Genomic DNA, 25,799 nt, shown 5'->3' with positions numbered 1-25,799 from the left:
CGGGGCGGGTTATTGGCAACCAACCCTTTTGCGAACTCTGGAACGTGAGTTCCCCGATGTTAGGAAATGACAAACCATGGATAACCTGGTGTTGCGCAGCCATCTGGCATTGCTGTTGGCGATGGTGTTGTGGGGCAGTTCCTTCATTGCGCTGAAGCTGGCAGTGACTGACCTGTCGCCGATGATTGTGGTGTTTATGCGCATGGCCATTGGTGCCATTGCCTTTCTGACGGTCTGGCCCTGGTTGCGGCATGGCTTTGTGTATCAGCCCGGCGACTGGAAGTACCTGCTTGGTATGGCGTTGTTTGAGCCCTGCCTGTATTTCATCTTTGAAGCTCAGGCGCTGCGATACACCAGCGCGGGGCAGGCCGGGATGATAACCGCCATGTTGCCGCTGATGGTTGCCATTGCGGCTTTCTTCATTTTGAAAGAGCGCAGCGGCTGGCGTCAGTGGTTGGGTTTTGGCATTGCCGTGACAGGCGTGATCTGGATGACGCTGACGGGCGAAGACAGCGAGCAGGCGCCCAATGCCTTGTTGGGCAATTTCCTGGAGTTTTTGGCCATGGTCAGCGCCGTGGGTTACACCTTGCTGGTCAAGCATCTGACTCGACGGTATTCGGCTTTTCTGTTGACCGCTTTGCAGTCGTTTGTGGGGACTCTGTTCTTTTTTCCGCTGGCACTGGCGTCGCCCTGGCCTGACCAGATCTCTCTGTCGACCTTTGGTCTGTTGATCTACCTGGGCCTGATTATTACCCTCGGCGCCTACGGTCTTTATAACTATTCGCTGACGCATTTAAAAGCAACGGTCGCGGCGGGTTACACCAATTTATTGCCGGTGTTCACCTTGCTGTTTTCAATGCTGTTGCTGGGTGAACGCCTGGTTCTCAGCCAGTGGCTGGCCATTGGGCTGGTGTTTGTTGGTGTGCTGCTCAGTCAGGATCGCAGCCATCGGATACCGCCGGAGGTTCCGCCCGCCGTAACCGGCTAACCGGGCAGGTAGAAAGCCGCTGTACAATCGTCGGGACAACGCAGGGCGTGGCTAATTGTCACCGGCGCATTGCCCTGACGTCAGCTCTGAGTCACTTTGGTTTTGGTTCGACTCATATTGCGGAGATGACAGCGTGCAACCCTATTCAGTTCTGGATCTGTTCAAGGTCGGCCTCGGGCCGTCTTCTTCTCATACACTCGGCCCGATGCGAGCGGCCGAACGATTTGTCCAACACCTGAAAGAACAGGGGAAGCTGGATACTGTCGTACAGATTAGAGCCGACCTCTATGGTTCGCTGGCGCTGACCGGGGTCGGGCATGGAACCGACAAAGCGGTTGTGCTTGGCCTGTGCGGTTTGGACGCCGCCACGGTCGACCCGGAAGTCGCAGACCACACCTTTCTGCAGGTGAAAACGGATGAACGGCTTCCGCTACCCGGAGGTCCGGTTCTACGGTTTACGATGGGCGAATGCGTCCGCTTTTTTACTGATGTGTTTTTACCAGAGCATCCCAACGGCATGCGGTTCACCGCAGAAGATGAGTACGGCATCGTTTTGCTCAGTGAAACCTGGTATTCGGTGGGTGGTGGTGCCATTGCCAACGAACTGGCGAAAAACTCGGCCAAGCGCGATCTGCTGACCGAGTTTCCGGATCAGCGACCCTATCCCTTTTTTAATGCCACCGAGCTGTTGCATCAGGCCCAGGCCAATAACCTGACGATTGCGGACATTACGCTCGCCAACGAGGTCGGACTGGGAACATCGGAAGGGGATGTGATGGGCTGGGCTGACCACATTAATGAGGCCATGGTCAGTTGCATGAACCGTGGCATGGATCTCGAGGGGCCGTTACCTGGCGGTATTCAGGTGCAGCGCCGTGCGGCACGGATGGCCCGTTCACTGCGCCAGCAGGCAGCCGAAGATCAGCTCGGTGTCATCGACTGGGTCAGTGTTTATGCGTTGGCCGTCAATGAAGAAAACGCGGCGGGCGGGCGTGTGGTCACTGCCCCGACCAACGGCTCAGCCGGTGTGATACCGGCGGTGTTGGCCTACATTCATAACCACATGCCCCGATTAACTGCTGATGACGAACGCCGTTTTCTGTTGACGGCGGCGGCCATCGGTTGGCTCTACAAGCGTAACGCGTCCATTTCGGCAGCGGAGATGGGGTGTCAGGGCGAGATTGGAGTTGCCAGCTCGATGGCCGCCGCTGGCCTGGCTGAGGTCATGGGCGGGACGGCCGCGCAAGCAGAACACGCCGCAGAAATAGCCATGGAGCACCACCTGGGCATGACCTGCGACCCTATCGGCGGCCTGGTTCAGGTGCCTTGCATTGAGCGCAATGCCTTTGGTGCGGTCAAAGCCATTCAAGCGGCGCGCATTGCCTTGCGTGAACCGGGTGATCACTGCGTATCGCTGGATGAAGTGATTGAAACCATGCGCCAGACGGGCGAAGACATGGCGTCCAAATATAAGGAGACCGCTCAGGGTGGGTTGGCGGTTAACGTTGTGGTTTGTTGAGGTCTGGTGGTTGCTTGGTGTTAGAGGCAATCATTCGTGTTGGCTACCGGGTAGACCTGGCCGGGGTCAGCGTGAATCCGTCCATGGAGCCTAGGCCGCAACATCCATGTTGCGGACTCCCCCGGCCAGGTCTACCCGGCAACCAGCACTCGTCTTGGTGGTACCACTAGAACCTTCTCATTCGTAGCAGATCAGTCCTCTGGGCGACCGGAAGAAAACAGCGTCTGCATTGAAACCGACAGGCGACGTTTAATGTCTGCCCGTTGCGCCAGCCATACCCCGTTCTTGTCTTTTGATCCACTTATTCTTCAACCGTAAACGCAAAGTCCGCAGGCTTAGTGACACAGAAATCCTCTGGAATTGTGTCTCCACCGGAGTTATTGGCACTCGATATTGTGTTGTTTTCAGACTTGATCGCTTCAAGCATGGTTATGAATTCCGCAATATTCTCATATGCCACCGAATTTTCAGTGATGGTTCCGTCGCCTGGGTGGCTCGGATTAACAATCCAATTGGGCAAGCTGAGGTTGCTTTCATCGATTCTGGTATCAACGTGTTCTAAAAAGTTGCGTCGACGAACGTTGAAGTCGTTCGTAGGCAACCGCAAATAGTCTCCTGGCTGGAACGGGTCTTCTTCGTCTGCTCGCACTCTCTGGTGACATTCTGCGCAGTCCTCCAGTGTATCGTCGATATTATCTTCATAGTATTCGAAGGTTGTTTGGCAGCCTGGTAAAGAAAATCTCATATCGTCGAATCGAACTGTAATCTTACCTAAAGGGCCTTCAGTTTCACCCACCATAAATATTCGATAGTCGCCGGGGATTGTTGCCCTCAGACGTTCGTCTGAGTTTGGGTCATCAGAGTCTTCGGCATAGACAAGTTGCAAATCACTTGTCGCACCCAGAGGTGTAAGCGTTTCGCGCTCCTTGTTACCGCGCAGAAATCCCCAGCTATACGCGCCACCATAGAGCCGTTCATAGGTTTCGCTGGCATCCAGTGTTATGCGGGCTTCGTATACTTCAGGATCGACACCTTCGTCACTGGTTCTGTAGAACTCCACGGAGAATTCGGGAGCGTCTATGGGGTCAAAGGTTTCTTTGGTGTCCCATGGGTCCCAGTACTGGTCTCCGTAGCGGCTGTTGGATTCGGGGCCGCAGGCGGCCAGCAGGAAGGCGGTCAGTGAAATGGCCAGGATAGACGCCTTTGACAGCAAGTAAGGGCGATCAGACATGGTAGGCATGCTCTACATCAAGGTATGAAGGTAAAGTCATTGTATGCTTTACTGAGTTCGAAACGGTGACCGGGTTCTAGGTTTGGAGCATTGCTGCTCCTAAATAGCGTTAAAACGGCCTTTTCTTTACTTGGGCCCTAATTTGCTGAATGACGAGAGAGAGTGTTGATGAACAAATCTGTTAAGGCGATGTTGATGGGTGTCAGTGCCCTGTTGGCCGTGAATGTTTGGGCTGAGGGCGATGTTGACGCAGGAAAGGCCAAGTCGGCGGTGTGTGCAGCCTGCCATGGGGCTAACGGCGTGTCTTCGGTTCCTATCTATCCTAATTTGGCGGGCCAGAAAGAAGCCTATCTGGTTAACGTGTTGGCTGCCTATAAATCGCAGCAGCGCCAGGGTGCCAATGCAGCGGTGATGTGGGGGATAGCGGCATCGCTTTCAGAACAGGACATCGCCAATCTGGCAGCCTACTACGCAAGTTTGCCCGCAGGCGGTTAAACGCTTTCTGGTGCGGATCACGCAGACAGTGGGTCGCATTTATTGTGAGGCTCGAACTAATGTAACCCGGGGCGCTGGTTCGCCCCTTTTTTGTGCCCGGGCAGATGGTGTCTGGCTTACCAAAAGGTGCCCACAGTAACTGTGGATAAGTCTGTGAATATACTCTTTACAGCTGGCTCGAATCGGCATGACAGTGACGTTGCGCAAGCTTGATCAAAAAATAAACAGCCATGAAAAAAATCAATAAAAACAGCTAGTTATGGTCTTCCAATGGTCAGGCTCAGGTTGTATAGACAGGCCTGGCGTGCTCGTTTTGAGTGCATTCGATTTTGTGAATAAACGCCCGCTCCAGAACCCGCATGATTGCCAGCTTTCTAAAATGTCAACGATTTTGTGGTGGTCGGTGTGTCGCCAAATAGTCGGTAGCAGAGTACACTTTAGCGGCTTGAAACACGGTTCAGATACCGTCCTTTCTTATTGTCCGAATGAGTTCTAACCGATGCACTGTCCATTCTGTAAAGCACAAGACACTAAGGTCATTGATTCCCGATTGGTTGCTGAAGGCGAGCAGGTGCGTCGCCGTCGAGAATGCCTGCAGTGCGGCGAGCGCTTTACCACCTATGAAGGGGCGGAACTGGTGATGCCGCGCATTGTTAAGCAAAACGGCAATCGTGAACCCTTCGATGAAGCGAAATTGCGGGCTGGCCTGCAGCGCGCGCTGGAAAAACGCCCCGTCAGTGTTGAAGAGGTCGAAGCGGCTCTGGCGCGAATCAAACAAAGCCTGCGCGCAACCGGTGAGCGTGAGCTGCCTTCTCGACGCCTGGGCGAAGTGGTGATGAACGAACTGCGTGAACTGGATCAGGTTGCTTATGTCAGGTTCGCGTCAGTTTATCGAAGTTTTCAGGATTTAAACGAATTTCGCAGTGAAATTGATCGGCTCGAAAAAAAGCGTACCGAATGAGGGTGGTGTGACAGAGACTCAATCTGACGAATTCTGGATGGCGCATGCACTGGGCCTGGCGGCGCTCGGCCTAACCACTACCATGCCTAACCCGCGGGTAGGGTGTGTGATTGTTCGGGATGGACAGAATGTCGGTGAGGGGCATCACGTTCGTGCCGGCACTGGCCATGCCGAGGTGCATGCACTGGCTGCGGCGGGCGATCGGGCCAGGGGCGCCACGGTTTATGTGACGCTTGAGCCTTGCAGTCACTATGGCCGCACGCCGCCTTGTGCTGAAGCATTGATTGCCGCCAAAGTGGCGCGCGTGGTCTGTGCCATCGAAGACCCGAACCCGAAGGTTGCAGGTCGGGGGCTGGCACGGCTGGCAGCAGCAGGAATAGATGTGCGGTCGGGAGTGCTCAGTCAGGATGCTGAAGCGCTGAACCGGGGCTTTTTCAAGCGCATGAGCACGGGCCGACCCTGGCTGACGCTCAAGCTGGCCAGCAGCCTGGATGGGGCAACGGCGATGGCCAGTGGTGAAAGCCAGTGGATAACCAGCCCGGCCGCGCGAGCTGACGTACAGCGGGCCCGGGCCGAACGCTGCGCCATTCTGACTGGTGTGGGGACGGTTCAAGCCGACGACCCGAGCCTGACGGTGCGTCTTGAGGGCACCGAACGGCAACCGGACCGGGTTGTTCTTGATACGCATCTGAACACACCGGCTGACGCTCGAATGCTGTCGCTGCCCGGAGCAACCTGGATACTGCACGGCAATGAGGCCCCCGAAGCGCGGCGGGCTGCGCTTACGGCTACGGGCGCACGCCTGGTGGTGCTGCCTCGGGATGCCGCCGGGCATCTGGATCTGACCGCTGTCATGATCTGGTTGGGCCAGCAAGCCTATAATGAGGTCTGGGCCGAACCGGGAGCGACATTGGCCGCTGCCTTATTGCAGTTGAGCCTGGTCGATGAGTTGTGGTTGTATCAGGCGCCGGTGCTGCTGGGTGCGGCAACCCGACCGCTGTTTTCGGCTCAGCTTGACCGGCTGGCTGAGGGGCTGGCTTTTTCCGTTATGGATGTGCGCTCCGTGGGGCCAGACCTGCGACTGCAGTTGCGGCCGAATGAGCCTGGCTTGTAACGCAGGAAAAACACCCGAAAACGAACCCCGGCGCGGCGAATTGTCGTGGCTTCTGGTACCATGGCGACTTTGAACGCCGGGCTGTCTGCTTCGGCGGTGACGATGAACCCGGCAGTGGGATTGAACGTGGCGCTGAACAGCATCGAAGACATTATTGAAGACATCCGCCAGGGTAAGATGGTTATCCTGATGGACGATGAAGACCGTGAGAATGAAGGCGACCTGATTGTCGCGGCGGAAAAAATCACGCCTGAAATCGTCAACTTCATGGCTGGCAAAGCCCGTGGGCTGATTTGCCTGACATTGACCGGAGAACGGTGTGATTTTCTGGGTCTGGAATCCATGGTCAAGAAAGACAATGGATCGGCTTATGGCACGCCGTTCACTATCTCGATCGAAGCCGCGGAAGGCGTGACCACCGGAATTTCGGCGGCGGATCGGGCGCGCACCATTCAGGTAGCGGTCGACTCAGCCAGCCAGCCCAGCGATATTGTTCAGCCCGGGCATATCTTCCCGTTGCGTGCCCAGCCCGGTGGCGTTCTCAGCCGTGCAGGCCACACCGAAGCAGGGTGTGATCTGGCCCGTATGGCTGGGCTGATTCCCGCAGCGGCTATTGTCGAAATCATGAAAGAAGATGGCACCATGGCTCGCAGGCCCGATCTTGAAGCCTTTGCGCAAGAGCATGGGTTAAAAGTCGGGACCATTGCTGACCTGATTCACTACCGGATTCTGAACGAGCGCACCATCGAAAAGATTGAACAGCGGTCGCTGAGCACTCGTGCCGGTGACTTCAGCGTTAAGGTGTATCGCGACAGCCTGTGCGGCGGTACGCACATTGCGTTGACGCTGGGCGGGCCGTTCAAGCCCGAGAGCCCTACGCTGGTTCGGGTTCATGTGGCGCAGACACTGCGTGATTTGCTAGGGGTTAATCCCGCCCGGGGCCATGGCTGGACGCTCGACGCCGCCATGCAGCGCGTCGCCGAAGAAGGCTCGGGTGTCGTGGTATTGCTGGATGTCCAGCAGGCGCCGGATGTGATGACGGAGCTGACCATGATGCAGGGCGACGACCGCGCCAATACTCGCAATCCGAACGTTGACAAATATGGCACCTACACCACCATCGGTACCGGGTCGCAGATTTTGCGCGAACTCGGTGTGGGCAAGATGCGCCTGCTCAGTTCACCGATCAAGTTCGGCGGCATTTCCGGGTTTGATCTGGAGGTGGTCGAGTATATTCCGGCCGCAGGCGATGAAGCCTGATAGCGGCTGATTCATTCATACCCACTTTTTGCCCAAAACACAGTGATCAACCGACGGCGAGCCTGAAGGGTCGTCGTTCAGACAGGATTAGACAATGACTGCTATGACTTCAAACATTACCACCCTGGAAGGCGATTTCTCGGCCAACGATGCCCGGTACGCCATTGTTGTTGGCCGCTGGAACAGTTTCGTGGTTGAAAGCCTCCTCGACGGTGCTCTCGACGCACTCAAACGTCACGGCATTAAGGATGAACAGCTTACTGTTATCCGTGCGCCGGGTGCCTACGAACTGCCTATCGTGTGCCAGAAACTGGCAGAAACAGAGCGCTATGATGCGATCATCGCTCTGGGTGCGGTAATTCGCGGTGGAACTCCGCATTTTGACTTTGTAGCGGGTGAAGCCGCTGGCGGACTCAACTCCGTGGCACTGACGGCCAGTATGCCGGTGGTGTTCGGGGTGCTGACGGTCGATTCGATCGAACAGGCCATTGAGCGAGCAGGAACCAAGGCGGGTAACAAGGGTGCCGAGGCGGCGTTGGTTGCCTTGGAAATGGTTAATCTGTTCAAACAGATCGAGGGCTAAGGCATGACCCAGCGTCCCAATATGGCGGCCCGCCGCAAGGCTCGCCGTCTGGCCATGCAGGCGTTGTATCAGTGGCATCTGTCGTCGTCTCCTGTCAATCAGATTGAAGCCGAGTTCATTGCCGATCATGACATGGCGAAGGTGGATCAGGAGTACTTCAGTGAAGTGCTGCGCGGTGTACCAAGCACACTGACTGAGCTTGATGGCAATATTGAATCAGTGACGGATCGCTCGGTTCGTGAGATGACGCCGGTTGAGCTGTCAATACTGCGCATGGGTGCCTATGAGCTGGTGCACCGGATTGATGTTCCCTTCAAGGTGATCATTAACGAAGGCGTGGAATTATCGAAACTCTTCGGTGCCAGTGAAGGCCACCGCTACGTCAATGGCGTACTGGACAAACTGTCGCAGCGGCTGCGGGCTACCGAAGTGACCGCTTCCCGGGCTCCTCGGGAGTAAGTACCTTTAGTTCGTGCCAGCCACCGGGTAGCAGGCGCTTAGCTGGGTGGTTGCCTACAACTCAAGTTGTAGAGTTCGTTGAGGTGACTAGCGGCTGCGGACCAATGCCACCCAGCCAAGCCAAGTAACTGGGCAAAAAAAAACCGCCAACAGGCGGTTTTTTTCTAACGTTTTTTAGTCTCAGGACTGGGCGTCGGACAGATCCATTTGCACTTCAATGCGGATCTGGCCACTTTCCGAACCGCTGTAACCGCGCACCTCAAGGGTGTAGGTTCCAGCGGGCAGGAACTCTTCCACGCGCGAGTTAGTGCCGTCGCCACCGTCGTCGTTCTCCAACGACAAGCCGGGTCCGACCAGGGTGATCAACGTATCAACGGCCGATGAAACAGCGTCGATGCTCACGGTGCGTGCTGCGTCGAGGGTGATGGTGTAGGTCAGGCTGCTGCCCATTTGCAGATCACCGTAGACAATGTCACCTGCTCTCAGTGTGCCACTGTTCATCAGTTCACCCTGAACTTCGCTGCTGTTGACGGTCAGGTCATAGAGGCCATTGCCGGAATAGGCACCCACTGTGAGTGAGTAGGTACCCGGCTGCAGGATAGTGGTGATCAGGGAGTTGGTATCCCCGCCGCCATCATCGTCGCTCATGTCCAAACCATTGCCCGATAGCGCCAGAGTCGTGTCGAAGGTGACGGAGTTCAGCGCAATGCTGACTTCGGATGGCTCGTCGATCGTCAGAGTGTAGCGGTTGTCATTGTCGGTGCGCATGCCGATCAGGCTGCTGCCCGGCGCGATCTCGCCGCTGTTGCGCAGGTCGCCCTCAAAGGGTGTGACCTGGGTATTCAGCGTATAAATGCCGTCTACCGGGTAGCTTTCATAGCTCATTGCCGTAACGGTGTAGCTGCCTGGCATGAGGATGGAAGAGACCTGGGAGTCGGTGCCATCGCCGTAGTCATCGTTGTCGAGCTGAACGTTGTCGCCGGTGATTGACAGCATGGTGTCGAAGTCTTCGGAGCCGAGGCTGAAGACGACTTCAGACGGATGTTCCAGTTCGAGCGTGTAGCGATTGCCTTCGGCAGACAGCATCAGACCCGAGAGGGTTTCACCGGCTTCGAGCAGGCCGCCGTTGCGAATACCATCAGGCAGGGTCGTGCTGGCGGTATCCAGTTGGTAGAAGCGGCCCTCGTCAACCAGAGCGTCGGAGCACAGGGGCGTTTCGGTTTCGTAATAGTCGTATTCATCCACCGGTTCAGTGGGCCGGCGGTCGGGCTGCAGAACCAGTTCGTAATCACCGGGCTCCAGATAGGCATCGAGCGTCAGGCTGCTGTCGCCACAGGCTGTGGCTTCTGCGTTGACGGCCGGGCCCGTCAGTTGCATGCCCAGAGAGCGACTGGCGTCGTTCAGGGTGAAACTGATCTGAGTGGGCGAATCGATACTCAGTGGGTATCGGGTCGGACTGTTGTCCGTTGCCAGGGAACCAACCAGTGACTGGTCAGTGCCCAGCGTGTCTGTCCGGCCGGCAATGGCCTGGTCGATCAGGCGGTAGGGCCCATAGGCTTCGTCGTTGGTGCCATTAACCACCAGCAACGAGCACTGGCCGGCATCCGGTCCCATCAGAATCGTGACGCCATCACTGGTCTCCGGGTTAACGCTGGCCTGATCAATTAGCCAGCCCTGGTCGTTGAACAGAGTCAGTTCGGCGGCAAAAGGCGCCTGAAAGCGATAAAACGCCAGGGGTTCAGCGTCGGTGGCGCAAAACCAGTGCGCTGAGTAGCGAGCGCCGTTATTCAGGTTGGTCGGGCTCGATGTGTTCAGTTCCGATTGCAGGCCTTCGCCGCTGACCAGCGCCGGAGCGTCGATAAAGCGGTCGGAACCGGTGGTTGCACAACCAGTGGCCAGAGCCATTGCAGTAAGGGCGGGCAGCCATCGGGCATTGCCGGGGGAAAGTCGAGGTGGAAAATGAGTCACGATTACGTCTCCATACGTTACTTGAAATCCTGCCTGTTCAGTCGGCACTCCGGTAAGGCCAGCCGCCGGGTAAGCAGATCGTCTGACTTCCTGGTCACACGCTCAAACCGGACGACCCAATGCGGTCGGAGCCCCGCCGGGCAGAATCGGCACTATAGGGCGGTTTTAAAGTCGGGTCCAGTCACTCGGACCCGGTTCGATCAGTAGTTCTCATTTTTTTAGTTATGTTTCGACGTTCGCTGTTATGACAAGCGCCACGGGTCAATGCCGCCCAAGCGACCCTAACCCTGGAGCCTCAGTTTCTTATTCCTGCAGCAGCGCCCATTGCTCGCGTAAGGCGAGCAGATGGTCGCTCCAGAAACGCTGGCTGTCGAACCAGGAGAAGGCGCGCGGGAAGGCCGGATCGTCCCAGCGCTGGGCAATCCAGAGGGTGTGTCGAATCATGTGCACGGTACGCAGGGGTTCGAGCAGCGACAGCTCCTTGCGCGGGAACGGCCTGAATTGCTCATAGCCTTCTTCCAGTTCGTTGATTTGCCGCGCCTGCTCTTGTTTATCGCCCGACAGCAGTTTCCAGATGTCCTGGGCGGCCGGTCCCATGACTGTGTCGTCGAGGTCGACGATCAGAAGCTGGTCATCCCGGCTGAGGATGTTACCGGCGTGAAAGTCGCCGTGAATGCGCAAAGACGCAGCCTGACGAAACAGAGGTTCGAAGCGGCGTTGAATCAACTCGGCAATGGGTGCCAGCGTAGCCAGGTAGTTAGCGCGCAAATCGTTGGGGAGTAGTGGGCTGTCGGCGAAAAAGCGCTGTGCCTGGATGATGGGCTCGGTCAACGACAGGTTCGGCCGGTGCTTGAATACAGAGGTCTCACCGACGTTGTGCAAGCGGGCCAGATGTTGCCCGATGCGATACATCTGGTCCGGATTGTCCAGCTCGAACGCGTGACCGGCGCGCATTTCAAAGCAGGCGAACCAGAAACCGTCTCGCTGATGAAGGGTATCATCGCCCAGTTTCATGGCCGGAACCACCGGGATTTCAGCGTCGTATAATTGCTCGGTAAAGGTCAGTTCTTCGCGAATCTGTGCTTCGCTCCAGCGTCCCGGCCGGTATGCCTTTAATACCACCGGAGACGCGTCTTCAATACCGACCCGATAGACCCGGTTTTCATAGCTGTTGAGGGGGTAAATTCGGTAATCGGATAAGGTCCCGAGCGACTCCAGCCAGTCGATGATGCGATCCTGACTGAGGCTGTCGAACGGGTGTGCAGAGGGTGACATGATGAGTCCAGAGTAAAGCGAGCGCCCATTGTAGTGTATTTGCCGCGCCTGTCATTGTTCGTCTGACAACGAGGGTAGCTGCTCTGGCTTCTTGTACGTAACAGCGTGTCGCCTGATGGACAGGTCAGCTGTCCTGGCTCAGTCAGGGTAGAGCGGTGTTTGGCGCTGGAATGCCCCCAGTAGTCTGCCTGGTTAGCGGTTCCCGAGGGGTGTCCGGGCCAGAGTCCAGAGCTCGACGTGATGAGCGCCGGCCCGCTGCAGGGATCGGGTCATTTCCGCAGCTGTAGCACCGGTGGTGAGGACGTCGTCGATGATGGCGACCCGCCTGGGCGGTGGTGTCAGCAGGGAGAAGGCTCCCTTGAGTGTCTGGCGCCGCTGAGCCCGGTTCAACCCTTCAAGCGGTGGCGTTGGCCGTTGTTTGATCAGGCCTGACCAGACCGGTACACCGGCTTGCTTCGACCAGTGACTGGCCAGCCATTGCGCCTGATTGAAGCCCCGTTGCCTGGCCTTGGCGCGATGCAGCGGGACGGGTATCAGTGCGTCTATAGTCGGTTGTTGTTGGGGCTGAAGCTGCCACCATTGATGCGCCAGAGCCAGGGCGCTGGCCAGATCCCGGTGATACTTCATGCGGTGAATGAGAAAGCGGGTCGCGCCACTGAGTTCCCAGGCGACGGTCGACGTCTGCCAGGGTGGCGGCCGTTGCTGGCAGCGGCCGCAGGTGGTGCTCAGGGTATTGGGGGCGGCGCAGCCCGGGCAGGGGTCTGGCAGAGGCTGCAGCCAGCCAGCACAAACGTCGCAGAGGTGGCTATTAGCCGAAGGCTGTTCGCACAGCGGGCACAGACTGGTCATAAACTGGTCGAGCAGACGGTTAAATGCCGGCGCCAGAGACCGGAGTTTGAGTGAATTCCCTTGCATGCCGGGGTGCTCCCTGACCTCCGGTGTCTGTTTGCCGTGAATCGCAATACGGCGTGGCTCTGATGTTTTCGGCCATCAGGAGGCTATTGTGAACAGTTTTTACAAAATGTTACAGCTTGGTCGGGTAAGTTGGTTAAAATGTAACCATGTTAGTCGGTTAAAAGACCGTTCCTGTGCCTGCTATGTGGGCACTTTCAGCGGATGTCGGGCCGCCCCGGTCAGGGCGGGCCAGTGGAGGTGAAATGATCAGTTCAGTCATGAACGCAGGCGTTGCCGGGATACAGGGCGGGCTGTACTCACTGAATCGCAGTGGTCAGCAGATTGCCCAGGCCAATGTGCCTCCCGCTGCGGGTGGCCCGGAGTCGATTGTGGAGCCTCTGGTGAATCAGATTCAGGCGAAGAACCAGGTTCAGGCCAGTGCCCGTGTCGTCGAGGCGGGTTCTGACATGCTGGGTACCCTGATCGATATCCGGGTCTGATGCCTTTTATTGTGCAGTAAAGCGGAGCAAACGCGAAACGATGTCAACTGTTACGGGTCTTTATCCCAATGCCATTACCCCAACGGTCAATCCGTTCGGGGATATGGCCCAGCGCGCGCAACAGCGCCGGGATAACGACGCGGCCGTGTTTGCTCCGGTTGAAGAGGCGGAAACAACTGCGCCGGGGCAGAATCGTCCTGACCGAAGCGACCGTCAGACGCAACCGGTACAGAACAACCCATCGGCCAGTCCGGCCTCGGTAGCCCAGGCAGAGAGCCAGGCCCAACCCGCCGATGAGACCCCTCCTGCGGCCGATGACACAAGTGCTTTCGCGCGCCAGCGAGATGAATCCCGCGCGGTACGTCAGGAAGCTGAGCAACGCCAGTTGGATCAGGATCTGCAAACGATTCGGGAGCTGGCAGCGCGGGACCGGGAAGTGCGTTCGCATGAACAGGCGCACCAGGCGGTTGGTGGTCAGTATGCCGGTGGTATGTCCCTGAGTTTTGAGCGCGGTCCGGATGGCAAGCGCTACGCAGTCGCCGGCGAAGTGCCGATCGATATCAGCTCGATTCCTGGCAACCCTGAGGCTACGATGGCTAAGGCCGAACAGGTTCGGCGAGCGGCACTGGCACCTGCCGAGCCATCCGCCCAGGATCGCTCGGTCGCCGCTGCGGCGATGCAGTTGAAAATGGATGCCCAGATAGAGCTGCGCCAGGAGTTCAGGGAAGATCTGTCACCACAAGAGACCGAAGCAGAAGGCGATGCAGCCACGGCCACTGACCGTGCTGGTGATGCCCCGGCCATAAGCGGCGCAGATCGGGCTGGTGCGGCTGGTCCCGAAGCGGACGAAGCCACGGAGCGGGCGTCAGACAGTGATCAGAGGAGCAGTGATCTGGCGGCTGCAACTCGTGGTCTGCTTGATGCCCAGTATCAGGCTCAGGCACGGGCCGATACCCTGGGTCGTCAACTCGACTTCATGGTGTAACACTACTCGACTTCATGGTTAACACTACTGCCGGATGGTTAACACTACTGCCGGGCGGTCAGAATTTTTTCAGGTTGGGTCCGCGTCTCATTTCCGCAAAGATACTCAATTCCCAGGGCCTCATGGCCAGCACCATACCGGTGCCAAAGGTGTCCTCAAGCGGCAGTTTGCCATCTTCCTTGCTCAGTTCATCGAACTCGCGGGCCAGCCTGCGAATGCTGTTTTGCAGGTGCATGTTCGACTGGCGTGACAGCATGCCAGCGACAAACACCAGCAACTCTCCGGCCTTGGGATCGAATTTGCAGTTAAAAAAGTCCCGCGCCACGTTTTGTTCAAAGAAGCGATAGACCGGTCCGTTATGGATCCAGCGAAAGTCACGCGAGAGCTTGGTTTTCACCCGGTTACCCGGCAGTAATTCAATGATGCCGAGGCGGTCGAGTCGGGCCAGCAGGCGAGTTGCCTCGAACTCGTCAATCACATAGGTTGAGGTGATGTCTTCGTATTCCCAGCGGTTGACCAGCAATTGGGCAACCAGCAGCAGTTTGGGGTCGGACACCAGCTCCCGCTCATCATCTTCACTCAATTCATCCAGCACCAGGGTGCCTTCATGCATCCGGGCCATCAGGTAGCCCAGATCTGCACCGGCCATGTCGCAGACCTCTTCGAGGCGGTTCAGTGTAAAGTGGCGTTTTGAAAACATGCGCTTCACGTTGGCTTCACTGAGGTGGAGCTTTTCAGCGACTTCGGCGTACGTGATTTTACGCTCGCGCAGCAGTTTTTTCAGGGTGTCTACAAGTTGTACAGTCTGAGACATGACGTCCTTGGCCTTGGTGAAGGTAGCGCAATATGCTACTAATGGTCGCACATCTTTCAACTTCATGTACAGCGCTTGTGGTTACCCTGAACGCGCCTACTATGGCTACTGGCCCGGACATCTTGGCTTGCGGCACGGAGCCGCCTGATGCGCCAGGCCCTACACATGTATGACGCCTGCGGAGAATGACCGTCAGGTCTTACGGAGTAAGCCATGCTGAAACTAAGAATAATGACAGGGCTTGGGTGGTTGATTAGCCGCGCTTTGCTGGGCCCGGTGCATGTGCATGGCAGTGACCCGCGAACAACAGACATCGATGTCATCCTGATGCCGCGCAGCCTTAGCCCTGCCGACGGCTGGCTGTTCTGGTCGCGGCTTAAAAGGCCGCCGTTGTTTGTCGATAATGGTCAGACGTCCAATGGCTGGGGTCGCTGGTGGCGGGGAGCGGGGCGTAACCCGCGTCTCGGTGGCGGTATTATGGAAGAGCGCCTGGCGGCGTTTCTGAATTCGGGCCGCTGTCTGGTCATATCGATCAATGGCGAATCGGCTGAAGACATTGAGGCGACCCAGCGACTGCTGCGCGGCCTGCACAATCATCACCGTCACCTGCGGGTGCAGGTGCTGACGTTTAACTACGATTTTCGCCACACCCTGGGCAGCCCGATTCACTGGATATGGCGTCCCGGTGCCATTGATATGGTGGTCGAGCCATTGCACATACTGAAGGAGTTGCAGCGCCTGCAAAAGCTGGCCTGGTCGATCAAGGGGTATCAGACACTGCCCCAGTGGCCGCTGATTTCCCAGTCAGGTCGGGTGCCGTCCAGCCTGTTGCTGTCGTGGCATGAGGTGCGGGCTCAGCGGCGCTGGCGCTGGCCAAGACCGCTGGCCTGGCTCTGGTTGCCCGGGGCTGTGGTTTCGGCGCTATTTAACGCGGTTCCCTTGTTGGTGGCTTACGGTGTCAGTCACAGCGCCCAACAGTGGCGCATTGAGCGACAAATAGCCTGGTTGGGCCCATTATATTTGATCAACCATGGGCTGATCTGGGTGGTATTGGCGTTGTTGTTGGGTCCCTGGGCCTGGCTCTATGGGCTGGTTGTCGCCATGGGGTTGCAGCCGGTCGGGCGCTTGGCCGATGCCATTTTGCAACAGGATGAGTTGGGCGGCTCACGTTCCGTGCGTGAGCGCATGGTCAATTATTTTGATTAGCCGCAGCGCGCGAGCCTGCTTAGCCCGGGTTCCCCTCAATTGTGCATCAGGCGGTCAATTGCCTGGACACCGGCGGTGCTTGTTCGGTAAAATCCCCGAAATTTGGGCACGGCACCCAGATCGTTCAACGCTTACCATCACCGGTTACTCTGGCCAGAATTGTTCAGCGCCTACGGTAATTGACGACGGTGACAACGAGCGTTAGCGGCAGCCTCCCGGTTTCTGAAACGCAAAAGTGATTGATGGGCGAGATGGGGGTTTCTTCATCTCGCTTTTTTGCGAAAGGGACTGGCAGAGTTGTCTGACTGGTCAGTTTAGCGGTCACCAACCGCCAAATAACCCAGGCCGTGCCTTGCCAGTGGCCTAGCGGTCATTGCCCACTCGCACTGCAAGATAGAGGAACGGATCTTTGAGTACGCCAGCCATACTCGCACTAGCTGACGGCAGTCTGTTTCGGGGGGTCAGCATTGGCGCTCCGGGAGAATCGGTCGGTGAGGTGGTGTTCAATACCGCCATGACCGGTTACCAGGAAATTCTGACAGACCCCTCCTATGCCCGCCAAATCGTTACCCTCACTTACCCGCACATCGGGAATACCGGCACCAATTCCGAAGATGAAGAATCGGAGCATGTCTGGGCCGCCGGCCTCGTCATTCGTGACCTGCCCTTGTTACACAGCAATTTCCGTAGCGAACAATCCCTTCAGGATTACTTGTTTGACAACAATGTGGTCGCTATCGCCGATATCGATACCCGCCGACTGACCCGGCTGTTGCGGGAAAAAGGCGCGCAAAGCGGTTGCATCATGGCAGGCGATTCCCTCGATGAAGCCCGGGCGCTGGAACTGGCGCGGGGTTTTGCCGGGCTCAAAGGTATGGACCTGGCCAAAGAAGTCAGCACAGAAGACGCCTACTTGTGGCGCGAAACCAGCTGGTCGTTGAACGACGGGCATCAGGTGCGCGGCGACGACGAATTGTCGCTGCATGTGGTTGCCTACGATTACGGCGTGAAGCGCAATATTCTGCGCATGCTGGTTGATCGGGGTTGCCGGCTAACGGTCGTACCGGCGCAGACACCGGCGGCCGATGTACTGGCGCTCAAGCCAGACGGTGTTTTTCTGTCCAACGGCCCGGGAGACCCGGAGCCTTGCGACTACGCTATTACCGCTATTCGCGAACTGCTGGAAACCGACATTCCGGTCTTTGGCATCTGTTTGGGCCATCAGTTGCTTGGCCTGGCCAGTGGAGCCAAAACCCTGAAAATGAAATTCGGTCATCACGGTGCCAACCACCCGGTGGAAGTCATGGCGGACAAAACCGTCATGATCACCAGTCAGAACCATGGCTTTGCGATTGATGCCGACTCTCTGCCGGACAACCTGGTCGCGACGCACCGCTCGTTATTCGACGGGTCACTGCAAGGTGTACACCGTACAGACAAGGCCGCCTTTAGTTTTCAGGGGCACCCGGAAGCGAGCCCGGGGCCGCGTGATTGCGCCCCCCTGTTTGATCACTTCATCGAACTGATGCAAGCGGATCGCCGATGAACGGACCACGCCAGACGCCTGTCAACGTCTCCCGTATTCCGTCCAGCCATCTGCTATGAGCGAAGCGAATCATGCCAAAACGTACTGATATCAAAAGCATTCTGATCCTTGGCGCTGGCCCTATTGTTATCGGCCAGGCCTGTGAATTCGACTACTCCGGCGCCCAGGCCTGCAAAGCCCTGCGCGAAGAGGGGTATCGCGTCATTCTGGTGAACTCCAACCCGGCCACCATCATGACAGACCCCGCTATGGCCGACGCTACCTACATTGAACCGGTGGTTTGGAGCGAAGTGGCCAAGATCATCGAGAAAGAACGCCCCGATGCCTTGTTGCCCACCATGGGTGGCCAGACCGCACTGAACTGTGCCCTGGATCTGGAGCGCGAAGGCGTGCTGGAGAAATTCGGCGTCACGATGATCGGTGCCAACGCCGACACCATCGACAAAGCCGAAGACCGCGAGCGCTTTGACGATGCCATGATCGCCATTGGCCTGGAAACACCCCGTCATGGCATTGCCCGGTCAATCGAGCAAGCCTGGGAAATTTTCGAAGACATCGGTCTGCCGTGCATCATTCGCCCGAGTTTTACCATGGGTGGTTCCGGTGGCGGCATTGCCTACAACCGCGAAGAATTTGTCGAGATCTGTGAGCGTGGTCTCGACCTGTCACCGACGCGCGAATTGCTGATCGATGAAAGCCTGATCGGCTGGAAAGAATACGAAATGGAAGTGGTTCGCGACAAAGCGGACAACTGCATTATCGTCTGTGCCATTGAAAACTTCGATGCCATGGGCGTGCATACCGGAGACTCCATTACCGTCGCTCCGGCGCAAACGCTGACCGACAAGGAATACCAGATAATGCGCGATGCCTCTTTGGCGGTGTTGCGCGAGATTGGCGTTGAAACTGGCGGCTCTAACGTCCAGTTTGGTGTCAACCCGGAAACCGGCCGCATGGTCGTGATCGAGATGAACCCGCGGGTGAGTCGCTCGTCGGCGCTGGCCTCCAAGGCGACCGGTTTTCCCATCGCTAAAATCGCCGCCAAGCTGGCCGTCGGCTACACCCTCGATGAGCTGCAGAACGACATTACCGGTGGCGTTACGCCGGCCTCGTTTGAGCCGAGCATTGACTATGTCGTGACTAAGATCCCGCGCTTTGCGTTCGAGAAATTCCCGCAAGCGAACGACCGTTTGACCACCCAGATGAAGTCGGTCGGTGAAGTCATGGCCATTGGCCGTAACTTCCAGGAATCACTGCATAAAGCCTTGCGCGGTCTTGAAGTGAGCGCCGCTGGCTTTGACAGCAAAGTCGACCTGAACACGGACGAAGCCAACGACATCATCGTCAGGGAACTGAAAGAACCCGGTGCCGAGCGTATCTGGTACATCGGTGATGCGTTCCGTGCCGATTTCAGTGTTGAGGAAGTGCATCGTCTGTCCGGGGTCGATCCCTGGTATCTGGTGCAGATCGAAGACCTGATTAACGAAGAGAAGGCACTGCAGGAATCCGGGATGAAAGATCTGGATGCCACTGCCATGCGTCGCCTCAAGCGCAAAGGCTTTTCGGACGAACGACTGGCCTTTCTGATGGGCGTCAGTGAAAAAGAACTGCGGAAAAAGCGCTGGGCGCAGGGTATACGCCCGGTCTACAAACGGGTGGATACCTGCGCGGCCGAATTTGCCTCGAACACCGCTTATATGTATTCCAGTTACGACGAGGAATGCGAAGCGGCGCCGAGTGATCGCGACAAGATCATGGTGATCGGCGGTGGCCCGAACCGGATTGGTCAGGGCATTGAGTTCGATTACTGCTGTGTGCATGCGGCACTGGCAGCGCGCGCAGACGGGTTCGAGACCATCATGGTCAACTGTAACCCGGAAACCGTGTCCACCGATTACGACACCTCAGACCGTTTGTACTTCGAACCGGTCACGCTGGAAGATGTGCTTGAAATCATCGAGCTGGAAAAACCCAAAGGCGTGATCGTGCAGTTTGGTGGCCAGACGCCACTGAAACTGGCACGTGAACTCGAAGCCGCCGGTGCGCCAATCATCGGCACCTCACCCGATGCGATCGACCGGGCGGAAGACCGTGAACGTTTCCAGGTTATGATCGAGAAGCTGAAGCTGCTGCAGCCCGAAAACGGTACAGCGCGCAGTCTGGAGCAGGCACTGACGATAGCGCGTCGCATTGGCTACCCGCTGGTGGTACGTCCGTCTTATGTGCTCGGCGGCCGGGCCATGGAAATTGTCTATGAAGAAGCCGAACTCGAACGCTACATGCGCGATGCGGTGAAGGTGTCCAACGACTCGCCGGTTCTGCTCGACCACTTCCTCGACTCGGCCATTGAGATCGACATTGATGCGGTCAGTGATGGCCAGCAGGTCGTGATCGGCGGCATCATGCAACACATTGAACAGGCCGGTGTGCACTCGGGTGACTCGGCGTGTTCGTTGCCGCCTTACAGCCTGCCGCAGAAAGCACTGGACCTCATTCACCAGCAAATTACCGACATGGCGCTGGAGCTGAATGTCATCGGCCTGATGAACGTGCAGATGGCCTGGCAGGATGAACAGCTCTACATCATTGAAGTGAACCCGCGCGCGTCACGGACGGTGCCTTTTGTGTCCAAAGCCATTGGCGTGTCGCTGGCCAAGGTCGCCGCTCAGGTGATGACCGGCAAGACACTGGCCGAAATCGGCTTCACCACTGAAATCATTCCGCATTACTACTCGGTGAAAGAAGCGGTGTTGCCGTTCAACAAGTTTCCGGGGGTCGACCCGATTCTGAGCCCGGAAATGAAATCGACCGGTGAGGTGATGGGCACCGGAGACACCTTTGCCGAGGCGTTTGCCAAGGCGATACTGGGCGCCGGCACCACCTTGCCAGAAAAAGGCACGGTGATTCTGTCGGTTAAGGATCGCGACAAGAAAGCCATTCTGGGTGTCGCGCAGTCGCTCGGTGAGCTGGGTTTCGATGTCCGCGCCACTAAGGGTACGGCCCGTTACCTGGAAGAGCACGGAATGGCGGTGTCGGTGGTGAACAAGGTGAAGGAAGGCCGGCCACACCTGGTTGATATGATCAAGAACCACGAAGTGGTGTTTATCATCAACACGGCAGAGGGTCGCCAGTCGATCATCGACAGTTCTGAAATTCGTCGTAGTGCATTGCAGCACAAGGTTTATTACACTACGACGATGGCGGGTGCAGAAGCGTCTGTAATGGCCATGCGCCTTGCCGAGCACACACCGGTGCGACGGCTGCAGGATTTGCACGCCACCCAAACGTCAACCGCCTGACCGGCGACTTGGCGACACTAAGGGGGTGCTTAACAGCGCCCTTTTTTTATTCAGTCTTATTAATGGTCCGCCGGGTAAGCACCCGGCTGTCTGTGTAGGTTCACCACACTGGCCAGGCTGGCCGGTTTTATCAGGGCAGGGTATCTCCATGCAACGCTATCCAATGACACTTGAGGGCGAACTGGCTCTGCAAAACGAGCTTCGCGACTTGAAGACAAACCAGCGGCCGCGTGTGATCAAGGCCATTGCCGAAGCACGCGAGCACGGTGACCTGAAAGAAAACGCCGAGTATCACGCCGCGCGTGAGCAGCAGGGCTTCATCGAGGGCCGACTTCAGGAAATCGAGATGAAGCTGGGCAATGCCCAGGTCATCAACATCCATGATATCCCTCACAGCGGCAAGGTTATCTTTGGCACCACGGTGACCCTGTTGAATCTGGATACCGACCAGGGCGTGACCTACAAGATCGTGGGTGAAGATGAAGCCAACGTTAAGGTCAACAAAATTTCGGTTACCTCTCCCATTGCCCGCGCACTGATCGGCAAGGAAGAAGGCGACGTGGTGGTGGTCAAAACACCGGGCGGCGACGTCGAGTATGAGATCGAACAGGTTGAGCACCGCTGAGTGATTCGGTGTGCCGGGATCTTAAGGCACAATAGTATTCTAAAAATCACTCTTTATCGGGTGTTTGTGTCAGGTGGTATAGTCAGGATATCCATTTAGCCTGGGAGTCTGTCGGAGTTAGGGAGGTTGAAGCGAGGGAGTGGGCTGTCGTTCCGCTTCCGCAGCCAATTTATCCCAAGTCCGACAGACTCCTACAGCCCGAGAACAGGAGTACGCCAGGGATGCGAACCGCCTACATCACCGGGGCAGGCAGCTGCCTGCCCGGCCCGGCCATCAGCAACGACGCCATGGAAGCCTACATTGGTACGCTCAGCCCGGTGCACAGCCGGCTAGGAAGGGCGACCTTGCGCCACAATGGCATTCAACAGCGCCATTACGCCCGCACGCCCGAGGGGCAAACGACTCACAGCAATGCCCAGCTAGCCACAGAGGCTATTCGGGCGGCGCTGTTGTCAGCCCGGTGCCGGGACAGCCGGCTCGATCTGCTGTGTACCGGCACTACCCAGGGTGACCTGCTGGTTCCCGGTTTCGCCAGTGCCGTTCAGGCCGAATTGGGGATTGCCAGTCTTGAAGTGGCTTCTTTTCAGTCGGTGTGTGCCAGCAGCCTGATGGCGTTGAAACACGCGATGATGGCGGTGCAGACGGGTCAGTCAGAAGCGGCGGCCGTGAGCGGCAGCGAGTATTCCAGCCGCTGGTTTCAACCCGCTTTTTACGCCGATTCGTACCGGGACAACCCGGATCCAGGTATAGAGTTTTTGCGCTACACCCTGTCTGACGGCGGCGCAGCGGTGATCGTAGAGCCGGAGCCCGTGCCCGGTCGTCGAAATTTGCGCATCGACTGGATTGAACAACGTTCGTTTGCCGACCGTTTCCCCAACTGTATGTATGCCGGAACCGCCACCAACCAGGCGGATGCCTTACCCTGGAGTGTGCACGCTTCACCGAGTGCGGCGCACCAGGCCGGGGCGATTGCCCTTAAGCAGGACTTCAAGCTGCTGTACGAGCTGTTTCCAGTCTGGATCGGTTACTATCTGGAGCTGCTCGACGCCCGGGGACTGCACCCGGCAGACATTGATGTGTTCTTGCCACATTACTCCGCCGAATCGCTCGGGCAGGAAATGAAGCGATTGCTGCAGGCAACCGGCGCCATGATTCCCGGGCAGCGCTGGTTCAATACCCTGAGTGAACGCGGTAATACCGGGTCCGCCTCGTTGTTTGTCATGCTTACTGACTGGCTCAACCGGGCCGACCCGAAACCCGGGCAACGACTGTTGTGTTTTGTACCGGAAAGCGGCCGCGCACTGGCGGCCTTTATGCATCTGACGGTGGTGTAGTGTCATGAGTCAGAAATTCGTGGCGATTAACCGACTCACTATCAAAGGACTGTTGGGTGCATCTACTTGGGGTCGTTGGACCGCATGGATGCGGTCTTCGAGCTTACAGGGACGTATTTACAGCGTACCCCAAGTAGATGTGCCCGACAGTCCGGGTGACACAGAAGCCATGGTTGACGACCAGTCAATTACCCTGCGAATTTCTGACTCATGACACTAGTGGGCCGGCCCTGCACATTCTGGCTGTGCTTCTTAGTACCCGAACTTCACGCATGAACCACTTAAAGGAGGTGTTGGTATGAAAAATGATGGTGGCGCCAACCCGGATGTTCAGCAAGTGATGCGCCGGCTGACTCGCATCTGGGGCGAGTTTGAAGGTCGACTGCGCTCTGTCTCCATTATCGCCGATGCCCATGCCGGGCGGATACGACTGTCGGACTACCGTACCCTGCTCAAAGACCATTACGCCCAGGTCATCGAGGGCAGCGGCTGGATCAGCCGGGCCGCTTCATCGGTCGGTCGTCCTTACCTTGAACAACGGTCACTGTTTCTGCGACATGCCGTCACCGAACACCGGGACTACGAAATGCTGGCCAGGGACTATGCCGCCTGTGACGGAGACCCGGCTGACCTCGACAATGCCCGAAAAAATCTGGGGTCGATGGCGCTGTCTGCCTGGATGTATCACCGCGCCAGCCAACCGAATCCCTTTGATTTGCTCGGTGCCATGTTCATCATCGAAGGGCTGGGTCAGTGGTTTGCCCGCTCCTTCGCGGATGCTGTGACCGGGAGTCTGGGCCTCAATGAAACCCAGACCGGGTTTTACCGCTACCATGCCGATCACGATCCGGACCATCTGGCTGAGCTGGAAGCGGTGCTGGGCAGTGGCGTGCTCGACATTCCGGAGGTGGCCGATACCCTGATAGAGACCGCCGCGGTGACCGCCCGGTTGTATGTGTTGCAACTGGAAGAAGTGGGGCATTACGGATGAACTGGGATCTGGATTTTGAACATCAGCGCATCGACCCACGGGATCCGAACCCCTGGCTGGCGTTGTACCTCGATCAAAGCCTCGACCTGCATGCGCCGGCAAAGAAAGCCTTACTGCGCGGTTACAATTCCAAATCGCGGCGGTACTTACTGCCGCTGATTCGACCGGTGGCCCGGTTGAGCATCATTCTGGTCAAACTGGTGCGCATGGTATTGCCCAAGCGCTGGGCCTGGCCGCGGGCACTGCATCGAACCATCTACTGGGGTCTGAGGCACTTCGTGCGACGCGACAGCAACTACCTGATTTTGCGCCATTTTCACATTGGTACCGAGATCCTGCGGTTCATTGCTGATAACGCCGGTGTCACCATCACCTCGACGCAACCGCTGCGTCCGCGCACGCTGGCCGATCTGAAAGAAGACGCCTTTCTGGTGCACGACCTGAATATCTACAATTTTCTACTGGAATTGAACGCAACACTCAGCGCTGAGGGCCGGACGCTGGAAGCGCCTGCACAGCTGAATTTCGATGCCATCACCGACGGTGAGTTTGATCTTGATCCCGGCAAGCAGGGGCGGTTTAACATCATCGATCTGCAAACCGCCATCGAATCCTATGTGCCTATGTATTCGCTGATGCTGACCGATCACGATTTCTGGCGCGCAGCCAATTCCTTGCAACTGGATGAGACCATCGCGATTTACCTGAGCCGGCTGCTGAACGATCCGTTGCCGGTCGGGCTGGTCAACAACCGCCACCCCATGGTGCCGGTCATCACCCTGCACTCGGGTTTCCGGTTGATGTTGCATGGCCTGGATGCCGAACTGATGCACGCCTATCTGCGCCAGATGAAGCGGGCGCTTGCGTCGACGTCAGAGCAAACGACCAGGCACCCGCAGTAGCTCGAAATGCTCAAGGCAGGTGCGTGTCAGGGACAGGACGGCATCGGCCTGCTTTGGTTTCAGACCCGTTACCCAGCTGTTCAGTTGCCATAAATTGTCGCGTTGCTGGCATCGGTAGTCATACAGGCGGGAGTTGACGGACATGGTGGTTGGGTCGATGTTCAGCGCCGATACCATGCCATACATGCTCTGCAGGCCAATGGCCGTGTTGTGTTGGGGTGATTCGTAGAGCCGGTAGCTCGCCTCGCAGATGCCGATCAGACTGGCCGCCTCCGATTGCGATAACCCCACCGCCAAACGAAAGGGCCTGAGGTTCTCGGCGATCAGCCGGTAGTAAGTCGGTACGTCGGGAAACTGTCCCAGGGGGTGTTTGTCCGCGGCGACCAGTTTTTTCGGGTAATCTTTATGGTGGTGCTGAATTAACGTCGACAGGCAATGTAACTGGTCGGGATTGGCCAGGCTGATATAACTGACCAGAGGTTGCCATTTCAAGCCGTGAATGGGGGGCAGTTTTGGCAAGTGGCGCGGATTGAGCAAAAGCCACTCGGTTGGCACACCGCAACTGAGAGACCAGCGAATGGCGGTATGCAGCTTTGGCAGTGAATGGCCGGTTTCATAGCGCCGGTACGCAGTCAGTGACAAAGACATGCAGCGCGCCGTCGCCGACTGAGACAAGCCGAGCGCGGAGCGGCGGCTGCGCAGGTTTTCACTGAAAACCTGCGCCAGTTGCAGGTTGTCGAGAGTCGGGAAAGCTTTGATAAACGCCTCGGGGGCTTCGCCCAACACGATTCGGGTCTGGCGGCGTATCTCCTTCAGTCGACTGGCATCGATAGTGTTGGACTCCTTCAAT

23 protein-coding genes are annotated in these 25,799 nt (G+C 57.4%); 17 read left to right on the top strand and 6 right to left on the bottom strand.

The annotated features are described in order from the left end of the window. Nucleotides 1–76: 76 nt before the first annotated feature. A complete protein-coding gene (locus G565_RS0109620; RefSeq protein ID WP_028670734.1) occupies nt 77–988 on the top strand; it encodes a DMT family transporter in 912 nt (303 codons plus the stop codon). Between the two features lie 133 nt (nt 989–1,121). Beyond that, the gene (locus G565_RS0109615) at nt 1,122–2,507 is read left to right on the top strand and encodes an L-serine ammonia-lyase (protein ID WP_028670733.1); all 1,386 of its coding nucleotides are present in this window, start codon (nt 1,122–1,124) and stop codon (nt 2,505–2,507) included. A gap of 301 nt (nt 2,508–2,808) precedes the next feature. On the opposite strand, the gene G565_RS0109610 is transcribed toward G565_RS0109615, so the two are convergent. After that, entirely contained in the window at nt 2,809–3,738 is a 930-nt protein-coding gene (locus G565_RS0109610; RefSeq protein WP_028670732.1) for a hypothetical protein, read from the bottom strand. A gap of 168 nt (nt 3,739–3,906) precedes the next feature. Here G565_RS0109610 and G565_RS0109605 point away from each other — a divergent pair, with 168 nt between their 5' ends. The 6 genes from G565_RS0109605 to nusB all read left to right on the top strand — a co-directional run bounded on the left by G565_RS0109605 (nt 3,907) and on the right by nusB (nt 8,610). Continuing rightward, nucleotides 3,907–4,233 carry a c-type cytochrome gene (locus G565_RS0109605; protein WP_028670731.1) on the top strand — a complete coding sequence of 109 codons (327 nt, stop codon included), beginning with the start codon at nt 3,907–3,909 and terminating at the stop codon, nt 4,231–4,233. Nucleotides 4,234–4,732: 499 nt separating this feature from the next. Beyond that, nucleotides 4,733–5,194: a transcriptional regulator NrdR gene (gene nrdR / locus G565_RS0109600; RefSeq protein ID WP_028670730.1), complete on the top strand. Its 462-nt coding sequence runs from the start codon at nt 4,733–4,735 to the stop codon at nt 5,192–5,194. Nucleotides 5,195–5,201: 7 nt separating this feature from the next. After that, the gene (gene ribD / locus G565_RS0109595; RefSeq protein WP_028670729.1) at nt 5,202–6,308 is read left to right on the top strand and encodes a bifunctional diaminohydroxyphosphoribosylaminopyrimidine deaminase/5-amino-6-(5-phosphoribosylamino)uracil reductase RibD; all 1,107 of its coding nucleotides are present in this window, start codon (nt 5,202–5,204) and stop codon (nt 6,306–6,308) included. Nucleotides 6,309–6,434: 126 nt separating this feature from the next. Continuing rightward, the gene (gene ribBA / locus G565_RS0109590) at nt 6,435–7,568 is read left to right on the top strand and encodes a bifunctional 3,4-dihydroxy-2-butanone-4-phosphate synthase/GTP cyclohydrolase II (RefSeq protein WP_028670728.1); all 1,134 of its coding nucleotides are present in this window, start codon (nt 6,435–6,437) and stop codon (nt 7,566–7,568) included. Between the two features lie 94 nt (nt 7,569–7,662). Further along, nucleotides 7,663–8,151, top strand: a complete 489-nt coding sequence (gene ribH / locus G565_RS0109585) for a 6,7-dimethyl-8-ribityllumazine synthase (protein WP_425413970.1) — start codon at nt 7,663–7,665, stop codon at nt 8,149–8,151. Between the two features lie 3 nt (nt 8,152–8,154). Further along, nucleotides 8,155–8,610, top strand: coding sequence for a transcription antitermination factor NusB (nusB, locus tag G565_RS0109580; RefSeq protein ID WP_028670726.1), 456 nt, complete (start codon nt 8,155–8,157; stop codon nt 8,608–8,610). 180 nt (nt 8,611–8,790) lie between these two features. On the opposite strand, the gene G565_RS0109575 is transcribed toward nusB, so the two are convergent. From G565_RS0109575 to G565_RS25990, 3 genes are all read right to left on the bottom strand, one after another. After that, nucleotides 8,791–10,578, bottom strand: a complete 1,788-nt coding sequence (locus G565_RS0109575) for a hypothetical protein (protein WP_157600045.1) — start codon at nt 10,576–10,578, stop codon at nt 8,791–8,793. Nucleotides 10,579–10,881: 303 nt separating this feature from the next. Further along, nucleotides 10,882–11,853 carry a serine/threonine protein kinase gene (locus tag G565_RS0109570; RefSeq protein ID WP_028670724.1) on the bottom strand — a complete coding sequence of 324 codons (972 nt, stop codon included), beginning with the start codon at nt 11,851–11,853 and terminating at the stop codon, nt 10,882–10,884. A gap of 192 nt (nt 11,854–12,045) precedes the next feature. Beyond that, nucleotides 12,046–12,768, bottom strand: a complete 723-nt coding sequence (locus tag G565_RS25990) for a ComF family protein (RefSeq protein WP_051207706.1) — start codon at nt 12,766–12,768, stop codon at nt 12,046–12,048. A 242-nt stretch (nt 12,769–13,010) separates the two neighbouring features. On the opposite strand from G565_RS25990, the gene G565_RS0109560 reads away from it, so the two are divergent. Further along, a complete protein-coding gene (locus tag G565_RS0109560) occupies nt 13,011–13,247 on the top strand; it encodes a hypothetical protein (RefSeq protein WP_037338574.1) in 237 nt (78 codons plus the stop codon). A 40-nt stretch (nt 13,248–13,287) separates the two neighbouring features. Further along, nucleotides 13,288–14,232, top strand: a complete 945-nt coding sequence (locus G565_RS25985; RefSeq protein ID WP_051207704.1) for a putative metalloprotease CJM1_0395 family protein — start codon at nt 13,288–13,290, stop codon at nt 14,230–14,232. 58 nt (nt 14,233–14,290) lie between these two features. Here the strand turns inward: G565_RS25985 and G565_RS0109550 are convergent, their stop codons facing one another. Continuing rightward, complete coding sequence (locus tag G565_RS0109550; RefSeq protein WP_028670722.1) at nt 14,291–15,046, bottom strand: helix-turn-helix domain-containing protein; 756 nt, start codon at nt 15,044–15,046, stop codon at nt 14,291–14,293. 213 nt (nt 15,047–15,259) lie between these two features. On the opposite strand from G565_RS0109550, the gene G565_RS0109545 reads away from it, so the two are divergent. From G565_RS0109545 to G565_RS23645, 7 genes are all read left to right on the top strand, one after another. After that, the gene (locus G565_RS0109545) at nt 15,260–16,252 is read left to right on the top strand and encodes a hypothetical protein (RefSeq protein ID WP_157600043.1); all 993 of its coding nucleotides are present in this window, start codon (nt 15,260–15,262) and stop codon (nt 16,250–16,252) included. A 409-nt stretch (nt 16,253–16,661) separates the two neighbouring features. Beyond that, complete coding sequence (gene carA, locus G565_RS0109540; RefSeq protein WP_028670720.1) at nt 16,662–17,798, top strand: glutamine-hydrolyzing carbamoyl-phosphate synthase small subunit; 1,137 nt, start codon at nt 16,662–16,664, stop codon at nt 17,796–17,798. A 71-nt stretch (nt 17,799–17,869) separates the two neighbouring features. After that, entirely contained in the window at nt 17,870–21,097 is a 3,228-nt protein-coding gene (gene carB, locus G565_RS0109535; protein WP_028670719.1) for a carbamoyl-phosphate synthase large subunit, read from the top strand. 148 nt (nt 21,098–21,245) lie between these two features. Beyond that, a complete protein-coding gene (gene greA / locus G565_RS0109530) occupies nt 21,246–21,722 on the top strand; it encodes a transcription elongation factor GreA (protein ID WP_028670718.1) in 477 nt (158 codons plus the stop codon). 221 nt (nt 21,723–21,943) lie between these two features. Next, nucleotides 21,944–23,056: a 3-oxoacyl-[acyl-carrier-protein] synthase III C-terminal domain-containing protein gene (locus G565_RS0109525; protein WP_028670717.1), complete on the top strand. Its 1,113-nt coding sequence runs from the start codon at nt 21,944–21,946 to the stop codon at nt 23,054–23,056. Nucleotides 23,057–23,354: 298 nt separating this feature from the next. Continuing rightward, a complete protein-coding gene (locus tag G565_RS0109520; protein ID WP_028670716.1) occupies nt 23,355–24,047 on the top strand; it encodes an iron-containing redox enzyme family protein in 693 nt (230 codons plus the stop codon). Further along, nucleotides 24,044–24,949, top strand: a complete 906-nt coding sequence (locus G565_RS23645; RefSeq protein WP_051207702.1) for a DUF6999 family protein — start codon at nt 24,044–24,046, stop codon at nt 24,947–24,949. Before G565_RS0109520 ends, G565_RS23645 begins: the two co-directional genes overlap by 4 nt. Here the strand turns inward: G565_RS23645 and G565_RS0109510 are convergent. After that, entirely contained in the window at nt 24,920–25,798 is an 879-nt protein-coding gene (locus G565_RS0109510; protein ID WP_028670715.1) for a helix-turn-helix domain-containing protein, read from the bottom strand. The two genes, G565_RS23645 and G565_RS0109510, sit on opposite strands and share 30 nt — an antisense overlap. Nucleotide 25,799 lies beyond the last annotated feature (1 nt).

It is taken from the genome of Saccharospirillum impatiens DSM 12546 (assembly GCF_000423605.1).
Lineage (GTDB): Bacteria > Pseudomonadota > Gammaproteobacteria > Pseudomonadales > Natronospirillaceae > Saccharospirillum > Saccharospirillum impatiens.
This window is presented reverse-complemented; position numbering and strand designations above follow the sequence as displayed.

Excerpts from the sequence above, each read along its gene's own strand:
- G565_RS0109620 (WP_028670734.1), top strand. The coding sequence starts at position 77 with ATGGATAACCTGGTGTTGCGCAGCCATCTGGCATTGCTGTTGGCGATG.
- G565_RS0109610 (WP_028670732.1), bottom strand. The coding sequence starts at position 3,738 with ATGTCTGATCGCCCTTACTTGCTGTCAAAGGCGTCTATCCTGGCCATT.
- G565_RS0109605 (WP_028670731.1), top strand. The coding sequence starts at position 3,907 with ATGAACAAATCTGTTAAGGCGATGTTGATGGGTGTCAGTGCCCTGTTG.
- nrdR (WP_028670730.1), top strand. The coding sequence starts at position 4,733 with ATGCACTGTCCATTCTGTAAAGCACAAGACACTAAGGTCATTGATTCC.
- ribH (WP_425413970.1), top strand. The coding sequence starts at position 7,663 with ATGACTGCTATGACTTCAAACATTACCACCCTGGAAGGCGATTTCTCG.
- nusB (WP_028670726.1), top strand. The coding sequence starts at position 8,155 with ATGACCCAGCGTCCCAATATGGCGGCCCGCCGCAAGGCTCGCCGTCTG.
- G565_RS0109570 (WP_028670724.1), bottom strand. The coding sequence starts at position 11,853 with ATGTCACCCTCTGCACACCCGTTCGACAGCCTCAGTCAGGATCGCATC.
- G565_RS25990 (WP_051207706.1), bottom strand. The coding sequence starts at position 12,768 with ATGCAAGGGAATTCACTCAAACTCCGGTCTCTGGCGCCGGCATTTAAC.
- G565_RS0109560 (WP_037338574.1), top strand. The coding sequence starts at position 13,011 with ATGATCAGTTCAGTCATGAACGCAGGCGTTGCCGGGATACAGGGCGGG.
- G565_RS25985 (WP_051207704.1), top strand. The coding sequence starts at position 13,288 with ATGTCAACTGTTACGGGTCTTTATCCCAATGCCATTACCCCAACGGTC.
- G565_RS0109550 (WP_028670722.1), bottom strand. The coding sequence starts at position 15,046 with ATGTCTCAGACTGTACAACTTGTAGACACCCTGAAAAAACTGCTGCGC.
- G565_RS0109545 (WP_157600043.1), top strand. The coding sequence starts at position 15,260 with ATGCTGAAACTAAGAATAATGACAGGGCTTGGGTGGTTGATTAGCCGC.
- carB (WP_028670719.1), top strand. The coding sequence starts at position 17,870 with ATGCCAAAACGTACTGATATCAAAAGCATTCTGATCCTTGGCGCTGGC.
- greA (WP_028670718.1), top strand. The coding sequence starts at position 21,246 with ATGCAACGCTATCCAATGACACTTGAGGGCGAACTGGCTCTGCAAAAC.
- G565_RS0109525 (WP_028670717.1), top strand. The coding sequence starts at position 21,944 with ATGCGAACCGCCTACATCACCGGGGCAGGCAGCTGCCTGCCCGGCCCG.
- G565_RS0109520 (WP_028670716.1), top strand. The coding sequence starts at position 23,355 with ATGAAAAATGATGGTGGCGCCAACCCGGATGTTCAGCAAGTGATGCGC.
- G565_RS23645 (WP_051207702.1), top strand. The coding sequence starts at position 24,044 with ATGAACTGGGATCTGGATTTTGAACATCAGCGCATCGACCCACGGGAT.